Below are 21947 nucleotides of genomic sequence, written 5' to 3'. Positions count from 1 at the left end.
CATAGGCTGCAGCCTGTAATCAGTTACAGGTATGCAGCCTGCTCTGCACGGTAAAGCTCAAGGTCCAGACAAAAGCAGCCATACATTATAATGGATAGGGTCCTCTAGAAAAGAGCCTATGGAGGAGGGAAAACAGTGTCAAGGAGCAAGCAAATATTACTTCTAGGTTCGGCAGGTTATTTAGGACGCGAGCTCACGGCCCAGCTCCAACAAACATGCGAGGTCATTCCTACACATCGTTCAGCGGCACACTTTGCCCATTCGGTGCGCTATGATTTCTGGACAGACGAGATCTACCCGCTATTAGAGCAACATCATATCGATACTGTCGTTATTGCCGCTGCCATGGCCTACGAAGCGGCTAATCCAGCCTATGACTTCGCCACCTTGAGGCTGCAAGCGACCAGGCTCATACAAGCCTGCCGGAGTTGCCGTGTGATCTATATCTCTAGCGATGGCATCTTCGACGGCAAGCAAGGAAAATACACTGAAACTGATATGCCTGCTCCAACAACGCCTTACGGTCGCAACTTGCAATGCTTTGAAGAGATAGTCCAAAAGCTATGCGCAGATTTTTGTATCATCAGGCCCAGCTATCTCTATGGCTACTCACTTGGCAACCTCGATCACAGGCTTAACAATCTTCGCAAACATCTTCTCGCCGGCGATACACTCTCCTATTTTACCAACATGCTGAAAAGTCCGCTGGCGGTCATGCAGGCAGCCCCGGCAATCAGCCAGCTCACCTGCTCTCCTTATGTCGGTATCGTTCATGTAGCTGGCCCGGCGTTAAGCGTTTATGATTTTTATCGCCAGGCCATGGAAGCTCTGCATGTGCCATGCCAGGGCCTTCTGCCCACCCGCATGCTTGCTGATGCGCCATATCCTGCCGATACTTCCTTGGATACCAGCCTGATGCATAAGCTACTGGATATCAAGGTGCTTTCTGTTCCCGAAGCTTTGGCCCGACAGGATTCTCAAAGAACCTAAATTACGCCAGTATACGGCTTCCAGAAGGTAAGGGGATCAATCAGAAGTCAGAGCTTGCCGCAGCTCATCTGGTAGAGCTCTGGCCCGCTCCGTCAGTTTATCAAGCGCCACAATTGTCATTTCGCCTTCAGCCGCAATCTCTCCTTCGACAAGAGCTTGTTCTCCTTCCTGCTTGCTAACTTCCTGCAAAAGACGTGCAGTGAAGGCGACCCGCCACGAGCTGTGGCTTACATGGGCTATCCTAGCTTCGACACTGAGCCGATCATCATAGCACACAGCTCGTCGATAGTCGCAGGATACGTGAACCCGCGGAAACTCGATGTCGGCGAAAGACGTGGCCCGTGGAAAGCCCAGCGTACGCACTAATTCATGTTCGGCAACTTCCATGTAGCGCAACATAGCAGTAAAGTGGATGCGTCCCGTGCGGTCCACATCTGAAAAAGGAACTCGCACCTGGATACTAACTCGTGGCATATGCTCTTTCCTCAAATAAAATATTTGCTTTCTCCCCTGTCTTCTAAGCTCAGGCAGATTTTATCTAGCATAACCTGCTCATCATAAAGGGGGGAAACGTTTCCTCTTCATTCTAGCCCCCGCGATCCGCAATTTTCAAGCGTTCACCTCAGCTCAACTTTATAAATCTTCTATATGCAGGTGAGATTGTACATCCCCAGCACGTAGTATAGATAATACCAATATAACTATCTGAAAATTTTTGTACAGCTTATAATGCTTTAAGTCTAGAAACGTAATATGCATGAATAAATCTTCTAGCTTTATTTCTTTCATTATTTCTTTTGACTTTTATAGTTGGGTAAAATAATATATTTCATCTTTATTATGCAAAGCCCGAAACATAAGATTGGAGGTGATGCGCCCAGAGTCACTACCACTTAATAGTTTTGCACTTGGCTCAGGTTATGCCACGGAAAATATGCTGACCAGCCAATAATTTCAGCGCCACTTTAGGTTTGAAGAAGGAGATTTGCCTCATGCATCACAAAAGGCATTTTCTATTCTCTCTATTTATTGTCTTCGCTATATTGCTAACCGCCTGTGGTGGCAGCGGCAATACTAGCGGCAACGGGGCAAACGCGACCCCTGCACCCTCCAATAAAGCTTCTGAGAAGCAGCAAATCCTTATTTTTCCTATTGGCGGAGTTCAAGATGTCGCGACCCTGGACCCTCCTAAGATCAGCGACGTCTATTCAGGCCAGCCAGAAGCTATGCTCTTCAGCAATCTCGTTACATATGATGATAAGGCAAACATACAGCCGGAGCTAGCTCAGTCCTATTCACAAAGCGCGGATGGTCTGAGTTGGACATTCCATCTAAAACCGGGCTTGAAGTTCAGCGACGGCAGCCCGTTAACTTCAGAAGATGTTGTCTACAGCCTTGATCGTGCCTTGCAGCCTGCGACGAAATCTCCTTTTGCGGCTACCGAGCTAGGCGTAATTAAGGACGCAGATAAGCTGGTTGCCGGTCAGATCAAGACAATTATTGGCGATAGCATTTTGGCTCCTGATCCCCAGACTGTTATTGTCAAAACCAGCTTACCAGCGGCTTATCTGCTGGATTCGCTCAATTCTATACGGGCCGCAGTGCTGCAAAAGAGTTTTGTAGAGAAATATGGTACAGGCTGGGTTGGTCACCTTACCGAAGGCGCTGGCAGCTCTGGTCCCTGGATACTACAACGCTATGAGCACAATAAGGTTCTCACCTTTGTACCCAATTCTAATTATTTTGGACCAAAGCCACAGCTGAAAAAAGTGGTGATGCCTCTCTACTCGGCGGCTGACAATACCTACAAGGAGTACCAGGTTGATCGCGTAGACTTTTCGTTTGTGCCGACAGTTAATACGGAAGCTGCTCGCAATCTACCTAATGGGCAATTACACGTAGACCCCACCCTCAGCAACCGCTTCGCGACAATGAACTACATGGTCAAGCCGTTTAACAACATCAAGATCCGCCAGGCTTTTTCCCTGGCCCTCAATAAGGATCTCATCGCGAGCAAAGTATGGCATAACACGATTATCCCAACCAACCATATTATTCCTCAAGGGGCAGCTGGCTATAATCTCGACCTCAGCGGACCGGCTGGCGTCAAGAGTACAGCCGGTGATCCAGCTCTGGCCAAAAAGCTCTTCCAGGAAGGCTTACAGGAAGAGGGGCTGACGACTGCGACGTTACCTCCTATCTCTTTTGAGGTAACTGTTGCTGGTACACAAGCTCTTAGCGATCAGTGGGCAGTTATGCAACAAATGTGGCAAAGCGCGCTGGGCATCTCCGTCAAGATCAACACCGTCGACTTTAATAAACTTATCGCCGATATTAACGGTACGATCGGGAATAAGAACGTTATGGCGGCCTCACTCGGCTGGCAGGGCGCGCCCGATCCACGATCCTGGACAACGCAGATGTTCGCGCCAGGCTCAGGCTCTAATTATGCCAATTATGGCTATACGCCTGCGCAAAAGCAGGTTATCGACGAGCTGGTAAAAGCCGATTCCAGTATCGGCGATCCCAAGGAGCGAATGAAGCTCTATGCTCACGCAGAGCAGCAGCTTGTCGATGATGTGGCCTGGATCGTGTTAGGCCAGAAACAGACCTTCTACGTGGTGAAACCATGCGTTGTTAACTGGCCCCACAACGCCTATGGGCACTATGGCATCCCCTATCGACCCGATTGGGCCAATTTATACATTTCCACACAAACTCCTTGCGCTAACACTAGCCAGTATCAGTAAATCAGCACCAGGATTTCAGGGACGGAGGCAGGCCAGCCAAAGCTTGCTTCTATCCCTGGACCTTTTGCGCAAAACTTTACACCATCGACTCTGAGATGGTAATATTGAGTCGGCTGAGCTGATTCCTCATTTTGTTACAGTTTTACTATAATTGCGTCAAGCGTTTTTATTACTGATCTTTTTAGGCCGGCATGGCGATCATACAGAAAGAGGCGTAAGGTCCTGTCCCTGGGGTAGACAGCGAGGCACATCAAGCGCAAGATAACCAGGAAAAGTATTGATGGGTTCTTCTATTTCCAAAGCCATTAAGCGCGGGTACACTCGACGGTTGGTCTTACCTTCACTGCTCGTGCTGTGCTGTGTTCTGTTATTTTTCGGCACCTATCTCTATCTAGAAACAATTTCTCCCTATAATCCCCTCTGTGCCCTGGCCGCGCCAACTCCGCCGTCACTCTTAAAGGTAAGTACAATTGAGGGAAATATCTATATTCAACCAGCCCATTTAGCAGCCAGAACCGCAAATGGGAAGGTGCTCTGGGAGAAACCAGGCCTGGATGCCTGGGCTCTTACCGCTCAGGATGGCATTCTTTATGTCCAATCTAATAGATTGGCAGCGGTTCGCATCAGTGATGGCCAAACGCTCTGGGAAACGGCAAAGGATACCGTCGTAACCTACAGGCCCGTCGAGACCCGCGCCCCCCTGGTCGTCAACGGAACAGTTTACGGGCAATATGATCGCTACTTTGTGGCATTGCGGGCTAGCGATGGCAAGTTGCTCTGGAAGACTCCTAGCGACCAGGCCTTTATGAGGCTGCAGGCGGCTGATCGCGAGCATGTCTATATCACCACATTTGATGGACGTAGTGCCGATGATATCCCCACGATTACGCTTCGCCTGCTCTGTCTGCGCGCCCAGGATGGTACGGTGCAGTGGACGCGCGAGCAGAAGATTCCCTCTATAGCTTACGACAAGTATAAAATTACGCAAATCATCCCGACTCCTGATGCGCTCCTGGTCCAGGCTAACAACTCGTTTTGGGCGCTTCGCGCTCAATCGGGGCAAGAGGTATGGCATTTCTCAGTTCACCTCCCACAAGAAAGCGATGAGGGATATGCAGTGACCGTTCAGGACGATCTCGTCTTCCTGAGCACAGGTAGTACGCTCTATGCCCTGCACATCAACGACGGCTCTCAGCTCTGGAGCTTTCATGCGCCCGAGACTCCCACGAACACAAACACGCTTCTGGCTGATGATGATCATGTCTACGCCCAGTTGAATGCTCTCTATGCATTTCAGGCCGATACTGGAAAGGTGATCTGGAAACAGACGCTCAACCACCCCAGATACATACTTCTGGCTAACGGCATTCTCTATCTCATGCAGGTGCATCCATTCCTCTCGGCGATACGCGCCGGCGATGGCCAGCCGCTCTGGCAGATCGAATCGAATACCTTACCAACTTCAATTGCCACACGGCTGGTTGCTGCCGACAATACTAATGTTTATATTGCGAGTAGCGGCTATGATCGTTGCTACCACAATGCCCACAGCAGCATCTACGCCTTTCGGGCCAGCGATGGCTATCAGATTTGGAGCTATCGGGCTGCTCGCTAACACTGAGAAGCCCGGAAGCAGCTCTCTCTAGTTACTGCTGATATCCTTGCTGGTCCTGGCTCCTCCGTGTTCCATACCAATCTCTTGAAGCACCCTTTCGGCTCTTGTCGCCTGGCTCAGCTAACGGCTCAGCTAAACCATAGAGCTCATCCTCAGGCATATCCTCACCGCCTGGCGTGCTTCCAGGATCTTCATCGTAAAGATTACTATACGGGTCCTGGTTATCCAGATCAGCAAACTGATCCTGCTCACCATAGTTATCGGGTGCTGTATTTGCTTCATCATCAAAATCGCCAAAGTCGCCATGTGGCCCCAGATTACTATATCCCTCCTGCGTGCCCCGATTGGTAAACTGTTCCTGAGAGACGTTGGGCGCTTCGGGCTGCGGACGCCGATTCTTAGCGCGTTCCCTCTGCACATTCTCCTGTTCTGCCATTGCTCTGCCCTCCTCATTCTTTTTCCGTTGGCATTTGCTTCATAATGGCCTCAGCTCATCCTCACAACTGGATTTTATGCGTTGATCTTCCTCGCGGATCTCATGGGATAGTCTTGCCGGCCTGTTTACCTAATGAGGAGCACGAAAGAAAACCTTACGAGGTAACAGAGGAATTTACAACTTTGCGCTTGCTTATCTCGCTAAAGCAGAGCTGTCAGAACATGCAAGCTTATTGGACAGCATTCAAGATAAGCTGTAACTTCTCATGTAGCTGCGCATTGGCGGCGATAACGCCGTCTCCATATTGGCCTGCTAAGCTATCCTGCCTGATTCCGCTCACCGTACCGCCGGCTTCCTTAACGAGAAGTGAGCCAGCAAGCCAATCAAACAAATCATGGCCATACTCCCAGTAGCCATCTAAGCGCCCGGCAGCCACATAGGCAAGCTGCAATGATACTGTGCCCAACATGCGTAAAGCAAATACGCGAGGCATGATGCGCGCACTCGCCTTTAGCAGAGCTTGTGTTTCTTCGACATCCTCGCGCATAAACGAAGGGTGAGCTGTGGCCAGAAATGCATCAGCTAGATCGGGCTTACAAGCTACATGTAAGGGCTTTCCATTTAAGAAGGCGCCAGCTCCCGCATAGGCATAGAAGGCCTCTTTCCTCTCAACATCATAGACAAGAGAAAACACAGGATGCTCTTTCTCCATCAGGCACAGGGTAGTCGTCCAGCCTGCTAGCCCCTGGAGAAATTGAATAGCTCCATCGATTGGATCGCAGATCCAGTAAGTTTCTGGTAAGGCCGCTGGGCTCAGCTTATCGGGCTCAAATTCTGCATCTAGCCACTCTACTTCTGGATATTGCTCATACAATGCGCTTCTAAGCTGTTCCTTAGCCCAATCATTGCTCTCCTCGAAACGCTGAAATAGCGCCTCCCTATTCGCAGGAAGTGGCTTTGGCCTGGCCAACTGTATGAGATGCGTATTAACGCGCTCCACAAGCCCACATACGAAATCGATCTCGATAGTCTTCATTTCAAATCCCATCCTTTTTCTTTCAGGTAAAAATCTAAGAGCTTCTGATACTGCTCGCCATATTTCTCTGTTAGCAAGGGGCCAAAGTCTGCTTCTATATGCTGCATGAGCAGATCATGATAAAATGCGTTCTTCAGCACCTCGATTACCGCTGGATGATCTGTCTCCAGGGCTGATTGCTTTGTCACACCACCAAAACTGCCGAGAAGAGCTGATCGATAGTCGCACAATAAGGAGAATTTTCGACCTATGTCCTGCTCAAGAATAGTGCTACGCTTATGGATATAGACATTGCGCAGCGCGGTCCGATATGGTCCCAGCACAATGAGCACAACCGTAATTCCTCGCTCCTGCGCGCTTAACAGAGCCTCTTCGAACAGATAGATATCCTCAGACCAAGCATCCACAACGATAGTCTTCTGGGCATTGGCTATGAGCCTGTGTATGGCCTTATCCAAAGCTGGACCCCTCGCCAGCTATAAAAAGCTGCATCAGAGCGCGGGGGCATTTTCAGTTCACTAATGAGCTCCTGGGCGTTCTGTTCAAATTCACGACGCACATGGCGCAAAAGCTGGTCAATCGGTACTGCGTCATAGCGCCCAGGATCGCCCTCTATCATGCGACAGGCACCTTTGTCCATTAAGGAGCGCAAGGCTGCATAGACGTTGGTGCGCGACACAGAAACACGCCTGGCAACTTCATAGCCAGATAAACCCGCATCCTCATGCAATACAAGATAGCAACGAGCTTCAAGCTCGGATAAACCAATCTTCCTGAGTTGCTCAATCATAAGTTCTTTCTCATTTTAGTAGTACCATGAAATACTACTAGTAGTATGCCTGGATACTACCCTTTAATGGAGATTTTGTCAAGGGGCTGCACTCAATGCCAGAATTGACATTAGAAAGCTGCTATGATACATTTCCCTATAGCTGTTTATGCGAATATTCGCATAATTGTTAGCAGGGAGCAATTTTCTCATGTCTGAGGCATTTTCATCTCATCCAACCCCTCCTATCAAGGTCTCTCTTGAGCCGGTCTATAATGCGCTCAATAGCTTCGCCCTACTCACTGCGCTTCAGGCTTTTCCTGCTCCCAGCCCGTGGGTGGCGCAAACGGCAAAAGAGCTCACATCTGAAGAGCATCACACAAATCGCTTAATCTTCGAAGGATTGCGCGATGCCCTTATCCCTGTTCAGGAGGAACCTGATTTTCCAAGTTATCTGAAGCATCTGGCCGAACAAGATCCTTTAGCGCTACGCAATCACGTGCTTGAAAGGCTTTGTTTTCGCTACGCGCGGCGCGGCGCTTCCCATCTAGCGAAGGCTTATCAACAACGCCAGATGTAGCCCGCCTGCTCAGTGACGTTCAGGCCTATCAGAGCTGCGTTGATCGTATACAGCTGCAAGCCTCCTTTGATCCGGCTTTACAAAGGGAGGTCCACGCCTTCCTTAATGATGCTTCGGCCCTACATCAGCTTATTGTCTCCCATCTCGAAAAGCTCTGGCTCCGGGCATTGGCCAGCGAGTGGAGGCGGGCCCAATCGGCGTTACGCTGGCAGGTTGAAATGTTTGCCCATAGCCTTGACGAGACTGCTTCATTAGGCGAACTTTTCGCTACATTTACTGGGCGCGAACTGGCTACCGATCTTGTCACCGCCTCAACTACAGCCTCTAAAATCATTCTTGTGCCTTCATGGCACACCGGTCGCCAGGTTACCTATTGGGAAGATGGAGCAAGTTTTCGGCTCTTTTTCAGTGAGCCGCCAAATTACGATGTAGCTGCGCTACACGCGACACCCGTCACCCGCTCTGAGCTGCGCGCCCGTCTCGATGCCCTGGGAGATGAAACTCATTTACGCATTGTTGAATTGCTGATCCAACAGAATGAAATGTCTGCCCAGGAGATTATTGCTGCACTTGAGCTGAGCCAATCCAGCGTCTCACGCCACCTCAAGCAGCTTGTTTCGCTTGGCTATCTCTATGAGCGCCGCCGGGAAGGTGCCAGCAAGACGTATCGCCCCAGTTCCTTCTTCTTTGCGCGTACAGCTCAAGCTCTGTTACGCCTGGCTGCTGGCAATACCCAGGCTACTTCTGAGGAGGCTACTCGCCCAAAGGAGCTACGCCGCTTCCTCGATAAGCACGGCAAGTTAGTCCTGTGGCCGCCAGCCAGGCAGCGTGATAAGGTGCTCTTGTTAGAGTATCTGACGGGATTTTTCGAATTTGGGCGGGTGTATAGCGAGAATGAGGTCAATCAAATATTGCTGCAGCAGTGTACGTTTAAGGATACTGCTGCTTTGCGCCGAGCCTTATACGAGTATCGTTTTATCAATCGCACGCGCGACGGTTCGCGCTACTGGTTGATTGGCTCAGACCTTGACAGCGAGGAATAGTTCTCATGCTCTTGAGAACCATTCCTCCTTAGCCAAACTCAGAGGATATTTTAGCCTTCACGCTTATCATGGAAGCAGTATAGCAGATGTTCCTTACCATTCAGCCTGGCATGGCTCCTCAACGCTTCCTTTCTTCCATTGTCCACGCCTCTTTACCAATATTAGCGCCTAAAGCTGTTACTCTCCAGACATAGTACACAGCAAACTCCTGGCTAAAGCAGCCTCAGCATTGCATACTACCCCAGAGAGGTAAGGACCTCTTATGGCAGTCAGGAAAACACATGGTAATCCCTATCTCAATAAGAGCCTGAAGACAGTATGGCGTATCCGTTCGGCTGCCAATCCACAAAATAATCGCAGAAAGAAGTAGTCAAATGAAGATCGTGCGATATTATGAGCATGGTGGACCTGAAGTCCTGCGCGTTGAAGAGGCGCCTATTCCGCAGCCGGAAGCTGAGCAGATCTTACTTCAGGTGGAGGCCATTGATGTTGGTTATATTGATAGCCAGGTGCGCGCTTCGGCTCTATGGGGCACGCTAACTTTCCCGGTTGCGCCTGGTGGCTATGTATACGGCAGGGTTGTTAAGGTTGGATCTGGTGTGGAAGAGATTCATGAAGGTGATCATTTACTTGGCTTCGCTCCCTCCGGAGCTTACGCCGAATATGCCTTGCTGCCTCTCGCCAACCGCATTCTGCCTTTGCCCAAAACAACGCTCTCCGCCGAGGAGTTAGTGACGCTTCCGGTTTCGGGCGAGACCGCCTACCATCTGCTGGCAACATCAGCCAGGCTACAGCCTGGTGAGAGCATCCTGATCCATGCCGCAGCGGGAGGAGTTATGCATTTAGCACTTCAACTTGCCCGCGCCATGGGAGCTGGGCAGATCATTGCGACAGCGAGCTCGCCTAACAAGCTCACGTTTGCCCAGGAGCTGGGGGCTGATGTGCTCATCAATTACAGCGAACCAAATTGGGCCAAACAGGTAGAACAGGCAACGGGAGGCAAAGGAGTTGATGTGATTCTAGATGCGATTGGCGATCAGATCTTGCTTGAAAGCCTGCCGCTGCTTGCTCCCTTCGGTCGCCTTATCTTCTATGGCCTCGTCAGCGGGCGTCTACCGGCCATACCGCCCGAAAGCCTTGCAGGCCTTATGCTAGGCAGCAAACGCTTCCAGGGCTTTTCCATAATGACTTTGATGCAGCAACACCCTGAGCTGATTGCCCGAGGGAGGGAGGAACTGTATCGCTACGTCGAGCGCGAAGAGGTACGGCCTCGCATCACGCGTACCTTTGCCCTAGCAGACATCGCGGAAGCACATCGCTGGCTCGAAGCGCGCGCCTCCTATGGCAAAATCGTCATGCGTCCATAAAACCAGGCGCTTCTCTTGCACAAGCTCTTCTTTTTCTGAAGCAGGCCAAAGATACAAATTTCGCGCATGGCTATATCTATAGCCTCTCACAACATGCCAGTTAAGAACCTTGCCCCGCTAGCTCTCCTCTTTGAGAGCTAGCTTGAAAAGGCCAGGGTATTCTATCTTACTCTCAGCAAGAAATTAAATGGGGTCGAAGGTTAGCGGGCGCTCTTCCTGGACCGACTGCGGTTCTGCCCTAACAGGCGTGCCATAGGTCCGGAAACTTGTGGGCAAGGTTCCTCCCCAGTACACACCGCGTCCGCGCTCAGCCTTCCTCCAGATAACAGGTTCCCAATCAGGGGCAAAGATCAGGTAGCCACCTGAGAACAATTCAACGCGATTCCCTCCTGGCTCATATAAATAAATGTAGAAAGCCTGCGTAATATTATGTTTAGCAGGTCCAGCTTCCAGAAAGATATCGTTCTCTATCAGAAGATCCGCAGCACGCAAAATTTCCTCTCGATTATCGAGCCAGTAAGCCACGTGATGTAAGCGTCCGTGATTGCCGGTAAAATCGCGCGTGTAAGCGATATCGTGGACCAGAGGGGTTACGCTGAGCCAGGCCCCCTCCTCAATTCCATCTACCTCCGGCTGCAAGCATTCGCGCAACTGAAAGCCTAGATTCTCCTGGAGGAAGATCCTGTTAAGCGTCACGTCACTGCACATGAGATTCACATGATCGATGCGTTTTGTCCCTATGCCGCGCCCGGTATATCTCTGGGGCTGATTAATCAGTTTTGAGGACATATGAGGCGCAGCTTTGTATTTCTGCGACTCATAATAGATCTCCATGAAATGGCCGTCAGCGTCCTCGAACTGATAAGCACGGCCATGCCCGATATCTCCCTCAATCCATTGTTTGCCATAACCAAGCTCTGCCAGCCGGCGCGCCCGGCGCTCTAGCGCCTGCGGGCTCATCGTACGCCAGCCAACATGCCCTAAGCCGGCCTGAGGTGCCTCTGTCAGCTTGAGGGTACAATGATCATAGTCGCCCCAGGCGCGTAGATAGATGGATTGGCCCTGACAATCCGTCTCCTCCATGCCCAGGATCTCCTTAAAAAACCAGGCGCTTTCAGCAGGCTTCGGTGTCAAAAGTTCAACATGCCCTAAATGAGCAATATCACGGATCGGTTCATGAGCGTCTTGCATTGTATGACCTCCGCCCTTCATCGGGAGATTCTGAATCGACAACCTTTCAGCGTTATTGGCATACTTGCCAGGCTACAAATTATCTACATACAAGGCAATCGATTGTTTGGCGCACAGCTTGGCGCTTAGCTCTTCTCTTCAGAAGATGCAATGAGCTCTTGAATAATCTGTGCTCCACGATTGGCTGCCGGGAGACCGCGAAATAGGAAGGCGAGATTAACTACAGCGCTCAGTTCTTCCCAGGTCGCTCCGGCTCGGAGCGCGGCCCGCGCGTGCAAGTGGGCAGCATCAGATAACAGGACGAGCAGCATGCCAAAAAGCATAAGTTGTGAAGTCTTTACGTCAAAGCACTTTGGGTACATAGCATGTGCCCGAACGGTTTCTTCTAGCGAGAGCAATTCTGGGTCAAGACGGGCCAGAAGATCTGTCCGTGCCAGAATGCGAGGAGGAACATAGCCAATCAGTTCCACATAGCGTTGACGGAGAGCTTCAAGCTCCTGGGGGTCCATGTTGAGGTCTGGAAGTTGATTACCTTCAGTATGAGAATTCATGCGTTCGCTCCTTTCGAGGACGTATCTCAAGTCAAGGTCTCTCATCTCTTGAGGTAAGCTTACCCCTATTATAGCTTATTTGATGATGTGATGCCTCACTTCGTCTCTGCTGATCTCCGAAAGCGCCCGCCTGGACAAACAGGCTTAGGACATCTCCCCTCATCTCAGAGGCAAGTACTCTAATACCGCGTCGCTGGCTCATGATCATCAGTCTCAGGTTGGAGAAAAGCTATCCTCCAAAATCGAACCAGAATCGAACCAGGGGTGGACGCGCTTTCCAGGCGTTCTGACTATACTATCCGAGAGCCAATGGCCGAACCATCTCAAGGGAGAGAAGTTGGGACGACCGCTATGAATAAGCAACCTATTCGGGTATCACGTAAATAGTGAAGGAGGTCTACGTTTCCACACGTGCGGAACGTAGAAGATGTTCATGTCTGTAGTGAAGCACTCGCGCTATCTTGCCTCCCTTTTGATCGTCTGCATGGCGTTATTGGGACTTCCGGGAACTGCTCTTGCGCATGGTGGACCAACCAATGGCCCGCAAACCTACACGCAGACCGTAGGCCCATACGAAATCGCCACAGAAGTCGAACCAACGATGCGTGTACCCGGTCCTCTCAACCTAAAAATTACTGCGCACACTGACATAAAAGATGGAGTCCTCTCCTTGCGGGCAGCGCCGAGCAACCTGCCCTTTACTGACAGCAATCGGGCCAGAGTGCGCCTGATTGCCGGGCAGCCTGGACCTTACTATGTACAACTTCATGTTCAGGAAGGGGGGATGTGGGAACTCGAACTTTGTCTGCAGAATACACCAAAAAAAGCCTGTTCACTTATTCCTTTTACAGTGATTGCGCCAACGCCTGATGCCGCTTCGCTACTGGTGTATGGTGCCTTTGCCTTCCTGGGCCTGATTCTGGCAGCCAGCGTCGTGGCAGGGCTCGTATGTAGCTGGCTACATATATCTATGCCACGCCCATTCATCTATGCTTTCGGGCTGCTCGCCATTATTAGCTTGACTGCTGCGTTAACTATTGCCGCGCAACAGGCATTCATGCCAGCCCCGACTATCCAGTTAAGCTCTGCTACTACTTCTCAAGCAGGCACACCTTCTCAACTAAGCATTGGCCGTCCGTATGTGAATGTAGAGCTAGTTTCTATGCCGGCAAAACCTATTGCTGGTCAAGCGCTGACGCTAGATATACAGCTAACAGACGGCTCGACCGGGCTCCCGATAGACGACCTTGTTCTCAATCACGACGCTTTGATGCATCTTGTCATCATTAATGAGGATGGCAGCTTCTTTCGCCATCTTCACCCGGCGCGGCTCGCTCCTGGGCACTTTCAGATATCCTTTATTCCTGATCAGCCAGGACAATACAGCGTCTATGCAGAGATTGAACGCCTCAATAGCGGTGATCAATTGATAATGCATACGCTAGAGGTTGGCGGCCATTTCTCCCCATCCACTCCCGCTGTACGCACAGGTTTGGGAATGCATAACGTCGCCGATCTCCAGATCCAGATCTCAGCTTCACACACGCCGATACTTAGTGGAGAACCGATAACCTTAACGTTCCATATCACCAGGAACGGTCGGCCTGTGACAGATATTCAGCCCTGGTTAGGGATGGCCGGTCACCTGCTCATGCGCAGTAATGATGGCATGCTTTTCGCCCATGTGCATGCCGTTGGGGCCATGCCTGGTGCCCCGGGACCGGTAAGCTCCTCGCCCGCCGATTGGTTGAATGGAACAGGCGCTGGCGATACGACCTGGCCCCAGAACACTCAATACTTTGGACCCGATGTGCAGTTCGTCTATACCTTTCCAGAGCCAGGAACTTATCAAGGCTGGATGCAGTTTCAGCATGCGCATCAGATTATCACTGTCCCTTTTCAATTACAAGTTTCAGCACAATGAAAGGAAGGAAAATGCTCACGATTATTCAAGCCGCTTGTCTGGCTTGTCTGGCATTTATGCTGGTAGCCTGTGGAAGCAATTCATATACGCAAACAAGCCAATCCGCACACTTTATTGTTCAAATGAGCCTGGATAGCACAAGAACAGGAGAGTGTAACGCAACTATCGTCGTGCAGGATCAGAAAGGGCAACCCACTACAGTCGATGAGCTCGCTCTTGCCCCGGTAATGCCTACCATGGGACATGCATCGCCAGAAGTGCTCGCGCAGAAAGATGGCGTGGGCAGTTATCATGCCCATGGCTCGTTCTTTCTCATGCCTGGTAGCTGGGATATTAATATGCATATTCGCCGAGGCACGATAGCCGAGACCTTACGCTTCACTGTTCAGGTGAACGCGTAACGCCTATGTAGCACAGGAAGGAAGCTAGAGTTGTTACAATCTTATATTCTTACAAATGAGGTAACAGCCAGAAACGAGATCCTACACGAGGTTCGTCGTCGTCTGGTGGGCGCAGTCATTTTGGCCCTGGGGCTTCTACTTGGAGAGGTTGGGGTCGCATGGGATGTGCAATGGCATGCTAACGTTGGGCCCGATACATTCTTCACAGCCCCTCATATGATGGTATTCGGCGGTATGGCCCTGGCCGGGCTGCCCTGTTTGTTTATTACGCTCTTGAGCACCTATAACTATCATCGCCGCGAGAGCGCGCAGGTAGTTGCCACGACAACCGTGCCGGTGTTAGGGGGCAGCTTTCATGCCCCGCTGGGCTTCTTAATCGCGGGTCTGGGAGCTGTCGTAAACTTGCTAAACGGAGCCTATGATCTATGGTGGCATAGTGTCTATGGGTTTGATGCCGTCGTCTTTTCCCCACCCCATATCGGCCTGTCGCTCGCCGAGCATATCGCTATCGTTGGCGCAATGTATGCCTTCGCTGAGCTATACCATCTCTCACCGGCAGGAACATGGCTGCGGCGGGCCACGATTATCGGCATTGCCTTTGCCGCTGCCCTTATGCTCTGTTCGCTCTCTTTCTATCTTCCCGAAGTACCAGGGCTCTTTGACCTATTGAGTGGAAGAACTTTAGTTGCGGTCGCCTTCTCATCAGCGATCCTGCTGCTGCTCGTCGCTGTTTTCCAACGACCCTGGATAGCCACGCTAGCTGGCGGCATTTTTACCCTCTTCTATGTTGGAAACTGGCTATTCGCTCCCTGGGCCACAGCCGTTTACGCGTCCTCGCTCAATCTCCTGATGCGTGAAGGAGCCTATCAAATAGCTGTGCTTCCCTGCATGTATCCGGCCGGCTTCCTTGTGGCTGCCTTAAGCATAGATGCACTGTTTCTGCTGGCACGACGCCTACATTGGAACAACGCCCTCTGCGTGTTCTTGCTTTCGGGTATTGCAGCTTTGTTGCTAGCTTTATGCTACCCACCTCTCTACGTATTCTCGGGTGTCAGCGCAAGCATGGTGCCTACGCTTCTGGTTGCGCCATTGCTGGGTATGGTATGTGGAACGCTCGGCTGGATGCTTGGCTATACGCTACGGCAGAGTAGCCAGGCCAATGTGGGTGCAATTCTCGCTGCCAGCGTAAAGGAGAGCGCATAATGAGGCACGTGTTCTTCCTGATTACAGCGTTTTTGATCGCGTTGGGAGGTGCACAGCTCCCGGCGATGTCGCAAAGTGGAACCAATGGGACACCAGCACCTGGCTACCAGGGTATAACCGCGGTGCATCAGGAGAAGGTGAAAGTGGGACCCTATACCGTTACTACTGGTTTTAGCGATTGGCCTATGCACGCGGATCGCTCGTTGGATATCATCTTTATTCCTGATGGCGGCATCGCTGATAAGCACGGTACTGTCACATTGATTTCTCCCAGCGGACAGGAAATTGTGCACAAATTGCAGCGTCATCCGCGAATGTATGAGGACTGGGGATTGAGTATCACCGTCTTGCCCGAAGAGGGACCGTGGACATTTCTGTTTGAAATTGACGGTCCACTAGGTCACGGAGTTGGGCGCCTGGCTCCAATAATGCTACTTGAGCGACCCGGACCGCCGATTCTGCTCAGCTGGCTAGTTGGGCTACTGCCGCTCTACGGCTTGATTGCCCTCATCATCTGGGCCTGGTTGAAGGTGCAGCCAAAGAAATTCTCGCAGGTATGGAGCTGGTCATAAGGCCTGCGAGAACTCTCAGCTTATAATTCTCAAGTATTTTCAGGCGAGCAGCAATAATCCTTCACCTTCTGCTCGTCTGAAAGGCTTAACTCTCCTTGAGGAGCCCTTTAATATCGTTGGCTAACTGTTTTGCAGAGAAGTTTACCGGCAATAATGTGCGCTCCTTCCCTTGCTGATCAATCAGGTAAACAATGCCCATATGTGATATGGCTTGACCGTTAGCATCTTGCTTTAGCGCATCTGTATAAATATGATAGTCCTTCCAGATAGGAATCAATTCATCGCGCTTGCCGAGCAAGAAATGCCATCTGGGATTGGTATCCAGGCGGTGCTCTTGCGAAAATTTCTGCGCACTTGCTTCAGTATCATTGGCTGGATCAACGCTTACGGCAAGTACAGATACTTTTTTAGCATCATCGCCTAGCTGAGAGAGCGCCTGGTGAAATTTTTCAGCCGCGAGCGGGCACATATCCGGGCAATGCGTATACAGGAAAGAGAGCACCACAACATTGCCTTTCAGTTGCGAAAGAGCAACAGGTTTTCCTTGCTGATCCTGCAGTCGAAAATCCGGCCCTGGTGCTTTGCCCAGGTCTGCCTCTGCCGGAGTCGTCGCGTCGGAGGATGAAGGCATAGTATTCATGTTCATGCTCATATCTGTTTGACCTGCCCGCCCACAGGCCGAGAGAAATAGAATTGCCGCTATTATCCAGAGCCAGCTCTGCACTGAGCGTGCAAGCAACACACGTTTACGCATTGTGCAAATCCTCTTTCCAGGCCTATTTGACCGCAATATCCAGATTCATCCCCTGATGAATCGTGCAGTAAAACTTAAAATCGCCAGTAGTTTTAAACGGTCCTATTGTTTGAGATTGGCCTTCCCCAGTGAAGTTCAGGTTAGCTTTGGGCGCTCCTGGCTCGCTGCCGGGCTTCTGGGTCGAACCATCCCAGGTTCCGTTAATCACGGTGTGAGGAGAATTAACTGTATCGACAACCTGGATAGATTGTCCGACAGGAACGTCGACTTTTTTGTCAATGAAATCTGAGACACCCATCCTTACCTGTGGCCCCGAAGCAAGCGATGCCTGATCCTTTACAGTGCAGGCAGCAAGAAATGATGTCAGCAGGAGCGTACCTGCGATAGATATGATTCGCAGCCTTTTCGGTGCTCTATTCGTTGTATTCATCTCGCCTTCTCGGCCTCCTGTTCTTTGCGTTCTTGCTGTAGTAGCCAGTGCAAGCCAATGCTGCAGGCGATGACAATAAAGAAGAGATTGCCTGCAACCCACATAAGCAATCCGCCAAGTTGCTGGTCGCTTCCCTCTATCATTATTGAGCTTTGCGCCATATGCGCCATCCCATGTGAGCCCATTGCGCTCATGCTTAGCTCGTAGAGCGGATGTGAGAAAGTGAGCCCGGCCCCAAGTAGCATCATAGGCATATCACTAAAGAAAAGATAGGCTAATTTGCTAGCCAGCGAACGCAGCATACGCCCCTCCTCTAAGGGGTTAAGCAGCGGCCACCAGAAGAGCAGCCCGGTTAGCAAATAGCAAAGATTCGCCAGAAAATGCAGTCCTGGATAAAGCATCATCGCCTGATAGAGTGGAGGAGCGTGCCAGATCCAGATGTTACCATTAAAGATGGCTGACGCGATAAATGGATTGCTTGCCAGGACAAAGCCGCGTTTGTGTAATGCTTGACCGAGCAACTGTTGCCAGCAGCAGGCAGGCAAGCCCAGCAAGATGAGCGGAGCGGCAATCAGTGACAGCAAGAGATGCTGGCTCATATGTATTGTGAAGAGATATGCTGTACCAAGCGCATCCATTGGCACAATCCAGCAAAGAAGCATAATGCCAAGGCCACTGAAAAAAGCTGCCAGCCTCGCCCAGGCCAGCGGTTCTGTTGGAGAATGCTGATCATGAGCCAGCCTGATAATATTGAGATAGGCTATGATCATACTCACTGCTAGCACTAATAGTGGCAGCCAGTCCCATAAGTCGCTCTCGCCTGAAAATATTGCTGTTGTACCTGTGAACATCCCGTACCTCCTTCTCCAATCATGTGTACGAAGAGGGGCAGCACATTCATAGGAGTATCTTGCCGCCTTGCACCTTATTCATCATAAGCCTGAAAAGACTGAGCAAAGTTCCTGGATCGTCGCCTCGAAAGCCTGTGCCCCTACTTCGTGTGAGGAGTATAGGCTTAAGTCAAAAGGCTGTCTATCAGGCAATAACCTGAAGCGCATTGCCTGCTCTCAGTCTATTTCTATCTGACACGCCAACGACCTTAACCTATCTGTTTGCGCTTAACTAACTCTGTTGCAGGCCGAGAGAGCCTTGAAAGCTGCCGGGGCCACAAGTGCTCAGTACTTTACTGTAAGTGAAAAATCGCTGGCTTTCAGGTATTTTCCTGAGTTGTATGAGTAGATATCCCAGGTTCAGCCATTCCCCAAAAATAGGTAACTTTGCCAGGCATCAGACCAAATACTTCAGAGCTGACAGGAGTCCTATATAAAATTGGCAAGCTTTCAGCCTTCGGACCGTTGGTTGTATAATTTAGGAAAGATGAGACAAAGCTTGCATGACTCACGGATTGAGCTCTCTTTGCCTTGAAGTGGCCTTTTTCCCCAACCGGATGATTTGTGTTTATACATCGCGAGAACTATAAGACGATATCGCACACGTAGCAGAATTACCCTTTTAGCACGCATCTGAACCCTCCAGTTCTCGCCAGAGAGATTTTGAGGAATAGGTTCTTAAAGCAGGGGCCAGGAGAACGCCCCGCGAGCTAGCAAACTGGCTCCAATTTTTCTCTCCTCTGTTCTGCCCCAGGTGGCAGACAAAAGAGCTGAAGAAAGCCCTTAACATGCGGCCTGGTTCCTGGCAGATAGTCATTACGTCGTATCAGAGCAAAAGTGTAGAGAACAATGCTAAAGGAGTCTCTTCTGTACTATGGATGAATTTAGTTATGAGATGCCAGAACAAAGCCTGGGATTTTTGCTCTGGCAGGTAACCAATCTCTGGCAGAAATATCAGCGAGCGGCTCTAGAGCCATTAGGGCTAACACACGTGCAGTTTGTCTTACTAGCCAGCATTAACCGGCTCAACCAGCAAGGTACGCCAGTCACGCAAATACAGCTTGCTCGCCACGCACATACAGATGTGATGATGACTTCGGAAGTGGTACGAACATTAGAAAAGAAGAGGCTTATCCAACGCGCTCCACATCCAGTCGATACGCGCGCAAAATGTCTGAGCATAACGCCTCAAGGCCTGGAGAAAGTAAAGCAGGCCATCCAGATTGTAGCAGAAGTAGATCATAATTTTTTTGCCAGCATACCCGAAGGCTCAGAGCACTTTGCGGCACTACTAAGACATCTGCTAGCCGAGCGCTAAAAACGAGACAATTCCAGTTGGGCAAGCGCGGATCAGGACAAAGCAAAAGAAATAACGAAATGTTTGTGAACCATTGCATTGTTTTTACGTCGCAATGCTGTTAAGTTTGTGTTGCAAGGTTGTCTCTGGCCGATCGAGAGTATATCATCCTCACTAGCACTCTATGGGCCTGTAGCTGTTGTAAGGAAAGGATAGCATCATCATTCATGGGTAGGCATATGTACGCTATAAGCCGTCGCCAGTTTCTGACGCTATGTGGAGTAGGGGCATTGGCGGGTCCTCTGGTTGCCTGTCAGAGCAGCCAGGCCATTGCAGGGCAGGCCAGTCCCACAGCAGGCCTCAGCCCTACACCAAGTCCAACCCGCCGCCCTCTGCCCGATAATACTGATTGGTCCAAGCTTGCCAAAAGTTTGCAGGGCACACTTGTCAGGCCTGATAGCCCTCAGTATGCTACCGCGCGTCAGCTCTTTAGCCCGCGCTTCGATACTATCAAGCCAGCCGGGATAGCCTATTGTGCCTCACCCGCTGATGTACAAAAATGCCTGGCCTTCGCGCAAGACTTTGATAAGCTCCCTATTGCACTACGCGCCGGCGGCCACTCCTACGCAGGCTATTCGACAACTACTGGCCTGGTCATCGACGTAACGCGGATGAACACTGTGACGGTAAATCAGAACACCGCCACTATTGGAGCAGGCACGCGCTTGATCGATGTCTATTCAGCGCTGGCCCAGCACGGCCAGGCCCTGCCCGCCGGCTCCTGTCCCACTGTAGGAGTTGCCGGTCTCACGCTGGGTGGGGGTGCTGGAGTGCTTGGTCGTAAGTTTGGTCTCACCTGCGACAATCTGCTCTCGGCGCAGGTAGTTCTGGCGGATGGGCGTATCCTGACCTGCGATGCCCAACACGAGGCAGATCTCTTCTGGGCCCTGCGCGGCGGCGGGGGTGGAAATTTTGGCATTGTCACTTCATTCACCTTCCAGACGCACGTGGTCGGATCGCTCTCTCTCTTTAGCCTGGGCTGGCCCTGGAGCGATACAGCTGCCATTCTCGATGCCTGGCAGAACTGGGCTCCTCATGCCCCTGATGAGCTCTGGTCCAACTTCCTGCTCCTCACTACCAGCGATAATACAGGTCCCATTATGCATATCAATGGCGTATATGTAGGCGAGGTCGCTCAGCTGAATGGGCTGCTTGATCAGCTTATCAGTAAGGCGGGTAAAGCGCCGACCAGTCGCTATGCCTGGGCCTCTGATCTCCTCCAGGCTATGCTCTATGAAGCAGGCTGCTACAATAAGAGCGTTCACGAATGCCATTTGCCCACACAGGACCCACAGGGCCAGCTGAAGCGCGAGATCGATACTGTAAAATCTGATTACTTTACCAATGCTCTGCCTCATTCTGGACTGGATGCACTGATAAAAGCTATCGAGCGCCGCCAGAACGATTCGACACCTGGAGGCGGCGGGATTGGGATCGATTCGTTGGGGGGTGCTATCAATCGCGTCGCTCCCGATGCTACAGCCTTTGCACATCGCAATGCGCTTTTCTCCATCCAATACTCGACGAGTTGGGATGCCGCCGCCCCAGAATCGGTTATATCGGCCAATCACGCCTGGCTTACTGGGACGTGGCAGGCTATGCGCTCTTACGCCAGCGGGGCAGCTTACCAGAACTACGTTGATCCAGATCTTGCCGATTGGCAGCATGCTTACTACGGTCCAAATCTAGCACGCCTGCAGCGCGTCAAGACCAGCTACGACCCTGGCAACTTCTTCCATTTTGGCCAGAGCATTCCGCCGGCCAGCAAAAGCTAAACAGCTGCCTGGAAATTCATGCTCTCAGCTTCAGCCTGGCAAGCTTGGCCGGGCTGAAACGCCAGGGGACATTATCCATTAGGGTTCTGTGTGTGGCGCGTTTCCGGTCAACCCGGGGAGAAGAAGTGCAACAATTTGTTAAGGAAATGCGGCAAAAACTCGCATATTCCCTCCGCTGCTCGGTAGTTCAAATAGTTCAACCGCCTTACGTAACCCCTCAACCAGTTCTTCCACTGCTTGCGATCCTGCGTACGATCCCGAATTGGGATCGTACACAAGCGGTGAGTCGCACCGAAATGGCCTTGGTGCACGT

General features: G+C 51.1%; 22 protein-coding genes. 12 read left to right on the top strand and 10 right to left on the bottom strand.

Annotation, left to right across the window (positions count from 1 at the left end; translation table 11 throughout):
* The first annotated feature begins 135 nt into the window (after window positions 1-135).
* Window positions 136-990: a sugar nucleotide-binding protein gene (locus tag EPA93_RS13890; RefSeq protein ID WP_129888099.1), complete on the top strand. Its 855-nt coding sequence runs from the start codon at window positions 136-138 to the stop codon at window positions 988-990.
* A 36-nt stretch (window positions 991-1026) separates the two neighbouring features.
* Here EPA93_RS13890 and EPA93_RS13885 read toward each other — a convergent pair whose 3' ends face one another.
* A complete protein-coding gene (locus EPA93_RS13885) occupies window positions 1027-1464 on the bottom strand; it encodes an acyl-CoA thioesterase (protein ID WP_129888098.1) in 438 nt (145 codons plus the stop codon).
* 518 nt (window positions 1465-1982) lie between these two features.
* Here EPA93_RS13885 and EPA93_RS13880 point away from each other — a divergent pair.
* Entirely contained in the window at window positions 1983-3740 is a 1758-nt protein-coding gene (locus EPA93_RS13880) for a peptide ABC transporter substrate-binding protein (protein WP_129888097.1), read from the top strand.
* A 280-nt stretch (window positions 3741-4020) separates the two neighbouring features.
* Window positions 4021-5355 (top strand): PQQ-like beta-propeller repeat protein, encoded by a 1335-nt coding sequence (locus EPA93_RS13875; RefSeq protein ID WP_129888096.1) that lies wholly within the window; start codon window positions 4021-4023, stop codon window positions 5353-5355.
* A 31-nt stretch (window positions 5356-5386) separates the two neighbouring features.
* On the opposite strand, the gene EPA93_RS13870 is transcribed toward EPA93_RS13875, so the two are convergent.
* From EPA93_RS13870 to EPA93_RS49045, 4 genes are all read right to left on the bottom strand, one after another.
* On the bottom strand, window positions 5387-5791 hold the full coding sequence (locus EPA93_RS13870; RefSeq protein WP_129888095.1) for a hypothetical protein: 405 nt from the start codon (window positions 5789-5791) through the stop codon (window positions 5387-5389).
* A gap of 229 nt (window positions 5792-6020) precedes the next feature.
* A complete protein-coding gene (locus EPA93_RS13865) occupies window positions 6021-6827 on the bottom strand; it encodes an inositol monophosphatase family protein (RefSeq protein ID WP_165423086.1) in 807 nt (268 codons plus the stop codon).
* Window positions 6824-7285, bottom strand: coding sequence for a phospholipase D-like domain-containing protein (locus EPA93_RS49050; RefSeq protein WP_207229538.1), 462 nt, complete (start codon window positions 7283-7285; stop codon window positions 6824-6826). The genes EPA93_RS13865 and EPA93_RS49050 overlap by 4 nt, the downstream gene beginning before the upstream one ends.
* Entirely contained in the window at window positions 7258-7617 is a 360-nt protein-coding gene (locus EPA93_RS49045; protein ID WP_207229537.1) for a TrmB family transcriptional regulator, read from the bottom strand. Before EPA93_RS49045 ends, EPA93_RS49050 begins: the two co-directional genes overlap by 28 nt.
* Window positions 7618-7807: 190 nt before the next feature.
* Between EPA93_RS49045 and EPA93_RS13855 the strand changes: the two genes are divergently transcribed.
* The 3 genes from EPA93_RS13855 to EPA93_RS13845 all read left to right on the top strand — a co-directional run bounded on the left by EPA93_RS13855 (window position 7808) and on the right by EPA93_RS13845 (window position 10586).
* Window positions 7808-8176, top strand: a complete 369-nt coding sequence (locus EPA93_RS13855; RefSeq protein WP_129888093.1) for a hypothetical protein — start codon at window positions 7808-7810, stop codon at window positions 8174-8176.
* The gene (locus tag EPA93_RS49040; protein ID WP_207229536.1) at window positions 8110-9219 is read left to right on the top strand and encodes a DUF2087 domain-containing protein; all 1110 of its coding nucleotides are present in this window, start codon (window positions 8110-8112) and stop codon (window positions 9217-9219) included. The genes EPA93_RS13855 and EPA93_RS49040 overlap by 67 nt, the downstream gene beginning before the upstream one ends.
* 374 nt (window positions 9220-9593) lie before the next feature.
* Window positions 9594-10586: a quinone oxidoreductase family protein gene (locus EPA93_RS13845; protein WP_129888092.1), complete on the top strand. Its 993-nt coding sequence runs from the start codon at window positions 9594-9596 to the stop codon at window positions 10584-10586.
* Between the two features lie 183 nt (window positions 10587-10769).
* On the opposite strand, the gene EPA93_RS13840 is transcribed toward EPA93_RS13845, so the two are convergent.
* On the bottom strand, window positions 10770-11777 hold the full coding sequence (locus tag EPA93_RS13840) for a catechol 2,3-dioxygenase (protein ID WP_129888091.1): 1008 nt from the start codon (window positions 11775-11777) through the stop codon (window positions 10770-10772).
* Window positions 11778-11902: 125 nt separating this feature from the next.
* Window positions 11903-12328 (bottom strand): carboxymuconolactone decarboxylase family protein, encoded by a 426-nt coding sequence (locus EPA93_RS13835; RefSeq protein ID WP_207229535.1) that lies wholly within the window; start codon window positions 12326-12328, stop codon window positions 11903-11905.
* 433 nt (window positions 12329-12761) lie between these two features.
* Here EPA93_RS13835 and EPA93_RS13830 point away from each other — a divergent pair, with 433 nt between their 5' ends.
* The 4 genes from EPA93_RS13830 to EPA93_RS13815 are packed head-to-tail and all read left to right on the top strand — an operon-like array spanning window position 12762 to window position 16428.
* On the top strand, window positions 12762-14252 hold the full coding sequence (locus EPA93_RS13830; protein ID WP_129888090.1) for a hypothetical protein: 1491 nt from the start codon (window positions 12762-12764) through the stop codon (window positions 14250-14252).
* 11 nt (window positions 14253-14263) lie between these two features.
* Window positions 14264-14653, top strand: coding sequence for a hypothetical protein (locus EPA93_RS13825; protein WP_129888089.1), 390 nt, complete (start codon window positions 14264-14266; stop codon window positions 14651-14653).
* Window positions 14654-14683: 30 nt separating this feature from the next.
* Window positions 14684-15856: a hypothetical protein gene (locus EPA93_RS13820; protein WP_129888088.1), complete on the top strand. Its 1173-nt coding sequence runs from the start codon at window positions 14684-14686 to the stop codon at window positions 15854-15856.
* Window positions 15856-16428: a hypothetical protein gene (locus EPA93_RS13815; RefSeq protein ID WP_129888087.1), complete on the top strand. Its 573-nt coding sequence runs from the start codon at window positions 15856-15858 to the stop codon at window positions 16426-16428. Before EPA93_RS13820 ends, EPA93_RS13815 begins: the two co-directional genes overlap by 1 nt.
* Window positions 16429-16513: 85 nt before the next feature.
* Here EPA93_RS13815 and EPA93_RS13810 read toward each other — a convergent pair whose 3' ends face one another.
* From EPA93_RS13810 to EPA93_RS13800, 3 genes are read right to left on the bottom strand one after another with little or no spacing between them, the layout of a single operon-like run.
* Window positions 16514-17182, bottom strand: coding sequence for an SCO family protein (locus EPA93_RS13810; protein ID WP_129888086.1), 669 nt, complete (start codon window positions 17180-17182; stop codon window positions 16514-16516).
* 22 nt (window positions 17183-17204) lie between these two features.
* Complete coding sequence (locus EPA93_RS13805; protein WP_129888085.1) at window positions 17205-17612, bottom strand: cupredoxin domain-containing protein; 408 nt, start codon at window positions 17610-17612, stop codon at window positions 17205-17207.
* Window positions 17609-18463 (bottom strand): cytochrome c oxidase assembly protein, encoded by an 855-nt coding sequence (locus tag EPA93_RS13800; RefSeq protein ID WP_129888084.1) that lies wholly within the window; start codon window positions 18461-18463, stop codon window positions 17609-17611. The genes EPA93_RS13805 and EPA93_RS13800 overlap by 4 nt, the downstream gene beginning before the upstream one ends.
* A gap of 913 nt (window positions 18464-19376) precedes the next feature.
* On the opposite strand from EPA93_RS13800, the gene EPA93_RS13795 reads away from it, so the two are divergent.
* Window positions 19377-19820 carry a MarR family winged helix-turn-helix transcriptional regulator gene (locus EPA93_RS13795; RefSeq protein WP_129888083.1) on the top strand — a complete coding sequence of 148 codons (444 nt, stop codon included), beginning with the start codon at window positions 19377-19379 and terminating at the stop codon, window positions 19818-19820.
* 206 nt (window positions 19821-20026) lie between these two features.
* The gene (locus EPA93_RS13790; RefSeq protein ID WP_129888082.1) at window positions 20027-21634 is read left to right on the top strand and encodes an FAD-binding oxidoreductase; all 1608 of its coding nucleotides are present in this window, start codon (window positions 20027-20029) and stop codon (window positions 21632-21634) included.
* Window positions 21635-21947 lie beyond the last annotated feature (313 nt).

Source organism: Ktedonosporobacter rubrisoli (assembly GCF_004208415.1).
Taxonomy (GTDB): Bacteria; Chloroflexota; Ktedonobacteria; order Ktedonobacterales; family Ktedonobacteraceae; genus Ktedonosporobacter; species Ktedonosporobacter rubrisoli.
The sequence above is the reverse complement of the archived record's forward strand: the minus strand, read 5'-3'. Positions and strand labels throughout refer to the sequence as shown.

Bases quoted from the DNA above. Each gene is read 5' to 3' on its own strand.
- EPA93_RS13795 (WP_129888083.1), top strand. From the start codon at position 19,377: ATGGATGAATTTAGTTATGAGATGCCAGAACAAAGCCTGGGATTTTTG.
- EPA93_RS13840 (WP_129888091.1), bottom strand. From the start codon at position 11,777: ATGCAAGACGCTCATGAACCGATCCGTGATATTGCTCATTTAGGGCAT.
- EPA93_RS13835 (WP_207229535.1), bottom strand. From the start codon at position 12,328: ATGAATTCTCATACTGAAGGTAATCAACTTCCAGACCTCAACATGGAC.
- EPA93_RS13815 (WP_129888087.1), top strand. From the start codon at position 15,856: ATGAGGCACGTGTTCTTCCTGATTACAGCGTTTTTGATCGCGTTGGGA.
- EPA93_RS13810 (WP_129888086.1), bottom strand. From the start codon at position 17,182: ATGCGTAAACGTGTGTTGCTTGCACGCTCAGTGCAGAGCTGGCTCTGG.
- EPA93_RS13880 (WP_129888097.1), top strand. From the start codon at position 1,983: ATGCATCACAAAAGGCATTTTCTATTCTCTCTATTTATTGTCTTCGCT.
- EPA93_RS13870 (WP_129888095.1), bottom strand. From the start codon at position 5,791: ATGGCAGAACAGGAGAATGTGCAGAGGGAACGCGCTAAGAATCGGCGT.
- EPA93_RS13865 (WP_165423086.1), bottom strand. From the start codon at position 6,827: ATGAAGACTATCGAGATCGATTTCGTATGTGGGCTTGTGGAGCGCGTT.
- EPA93_RS13875 (WP_129888096.1), top strand. From the start codon at position 4,021: ATGGGTTCTTCTATTTCCAAAGCCATTAAGCGCGGGTACACTCGACGG.
- EPA93_RS13825 (WP_129888089.1), top strand. From the start codon at position 14,264: ATGCTCACGATTATTCAAGCCGCTTGTCTGGCTTGTCTGGCATTTATG.
- EPA93_RS13800 (WP_129888084.1), bottom strand. From the start codon at position 18,463: ATGTTCACAGGTACAACAGCAATATTTTCAGGCGAGAGCGACTTATGG.
- EPA93_RS13845 (WP_129888092.1), top strand. From the start codon at position 9,594: ATGAAGATCGTGCGATATTATGAGCATGGTGGACCTGAAGTCCTGCGC.
- EPA93_RS13885 (WP_129888098.1), bottom strand. From the start codon at position 1,464: ATGCCACGAGTTAGTATCCAGGTGCGAGTTCCTTTTTCAGATGTGGAC.
- EPA93_RS13790 (WP_129888082.1), top strand. From the start codon at position 20,027: ATGGGTAGGCATATGTACGCTATAAGCCGTCGCCAGTTTCTGACGCTA.
- EPA93_RS13855 (WP_129888093.1), top strand. From the start codon at position 7,808: ATGTCTGAGGCATTTTCATCTCATCCAACCCCTCCTATCAAGGTCTCT.
- EPA93_RS49045 (WP_207229537.1), bottom strand. From the start codon at position 7,617: ATGATTGAGCAACTCAGGAAGATTGGTTTATCCGAGCTTGAAGCTCGT.
- EPA93_RS13830 (WP_129888090.1), top strand. From the start codon at position 12,762: ATGTCTGTAGTGAAGCACTCGCGCTATCTTGCCTCCCTTTTGATCGTC.
- EPA93_RS13805 (WP_129888085.1), bottom strand. From the start codon at position 17,612: ATGAATACAACGAATAGAGCACCGAAAAGGCTGCGAATCATATCTATC.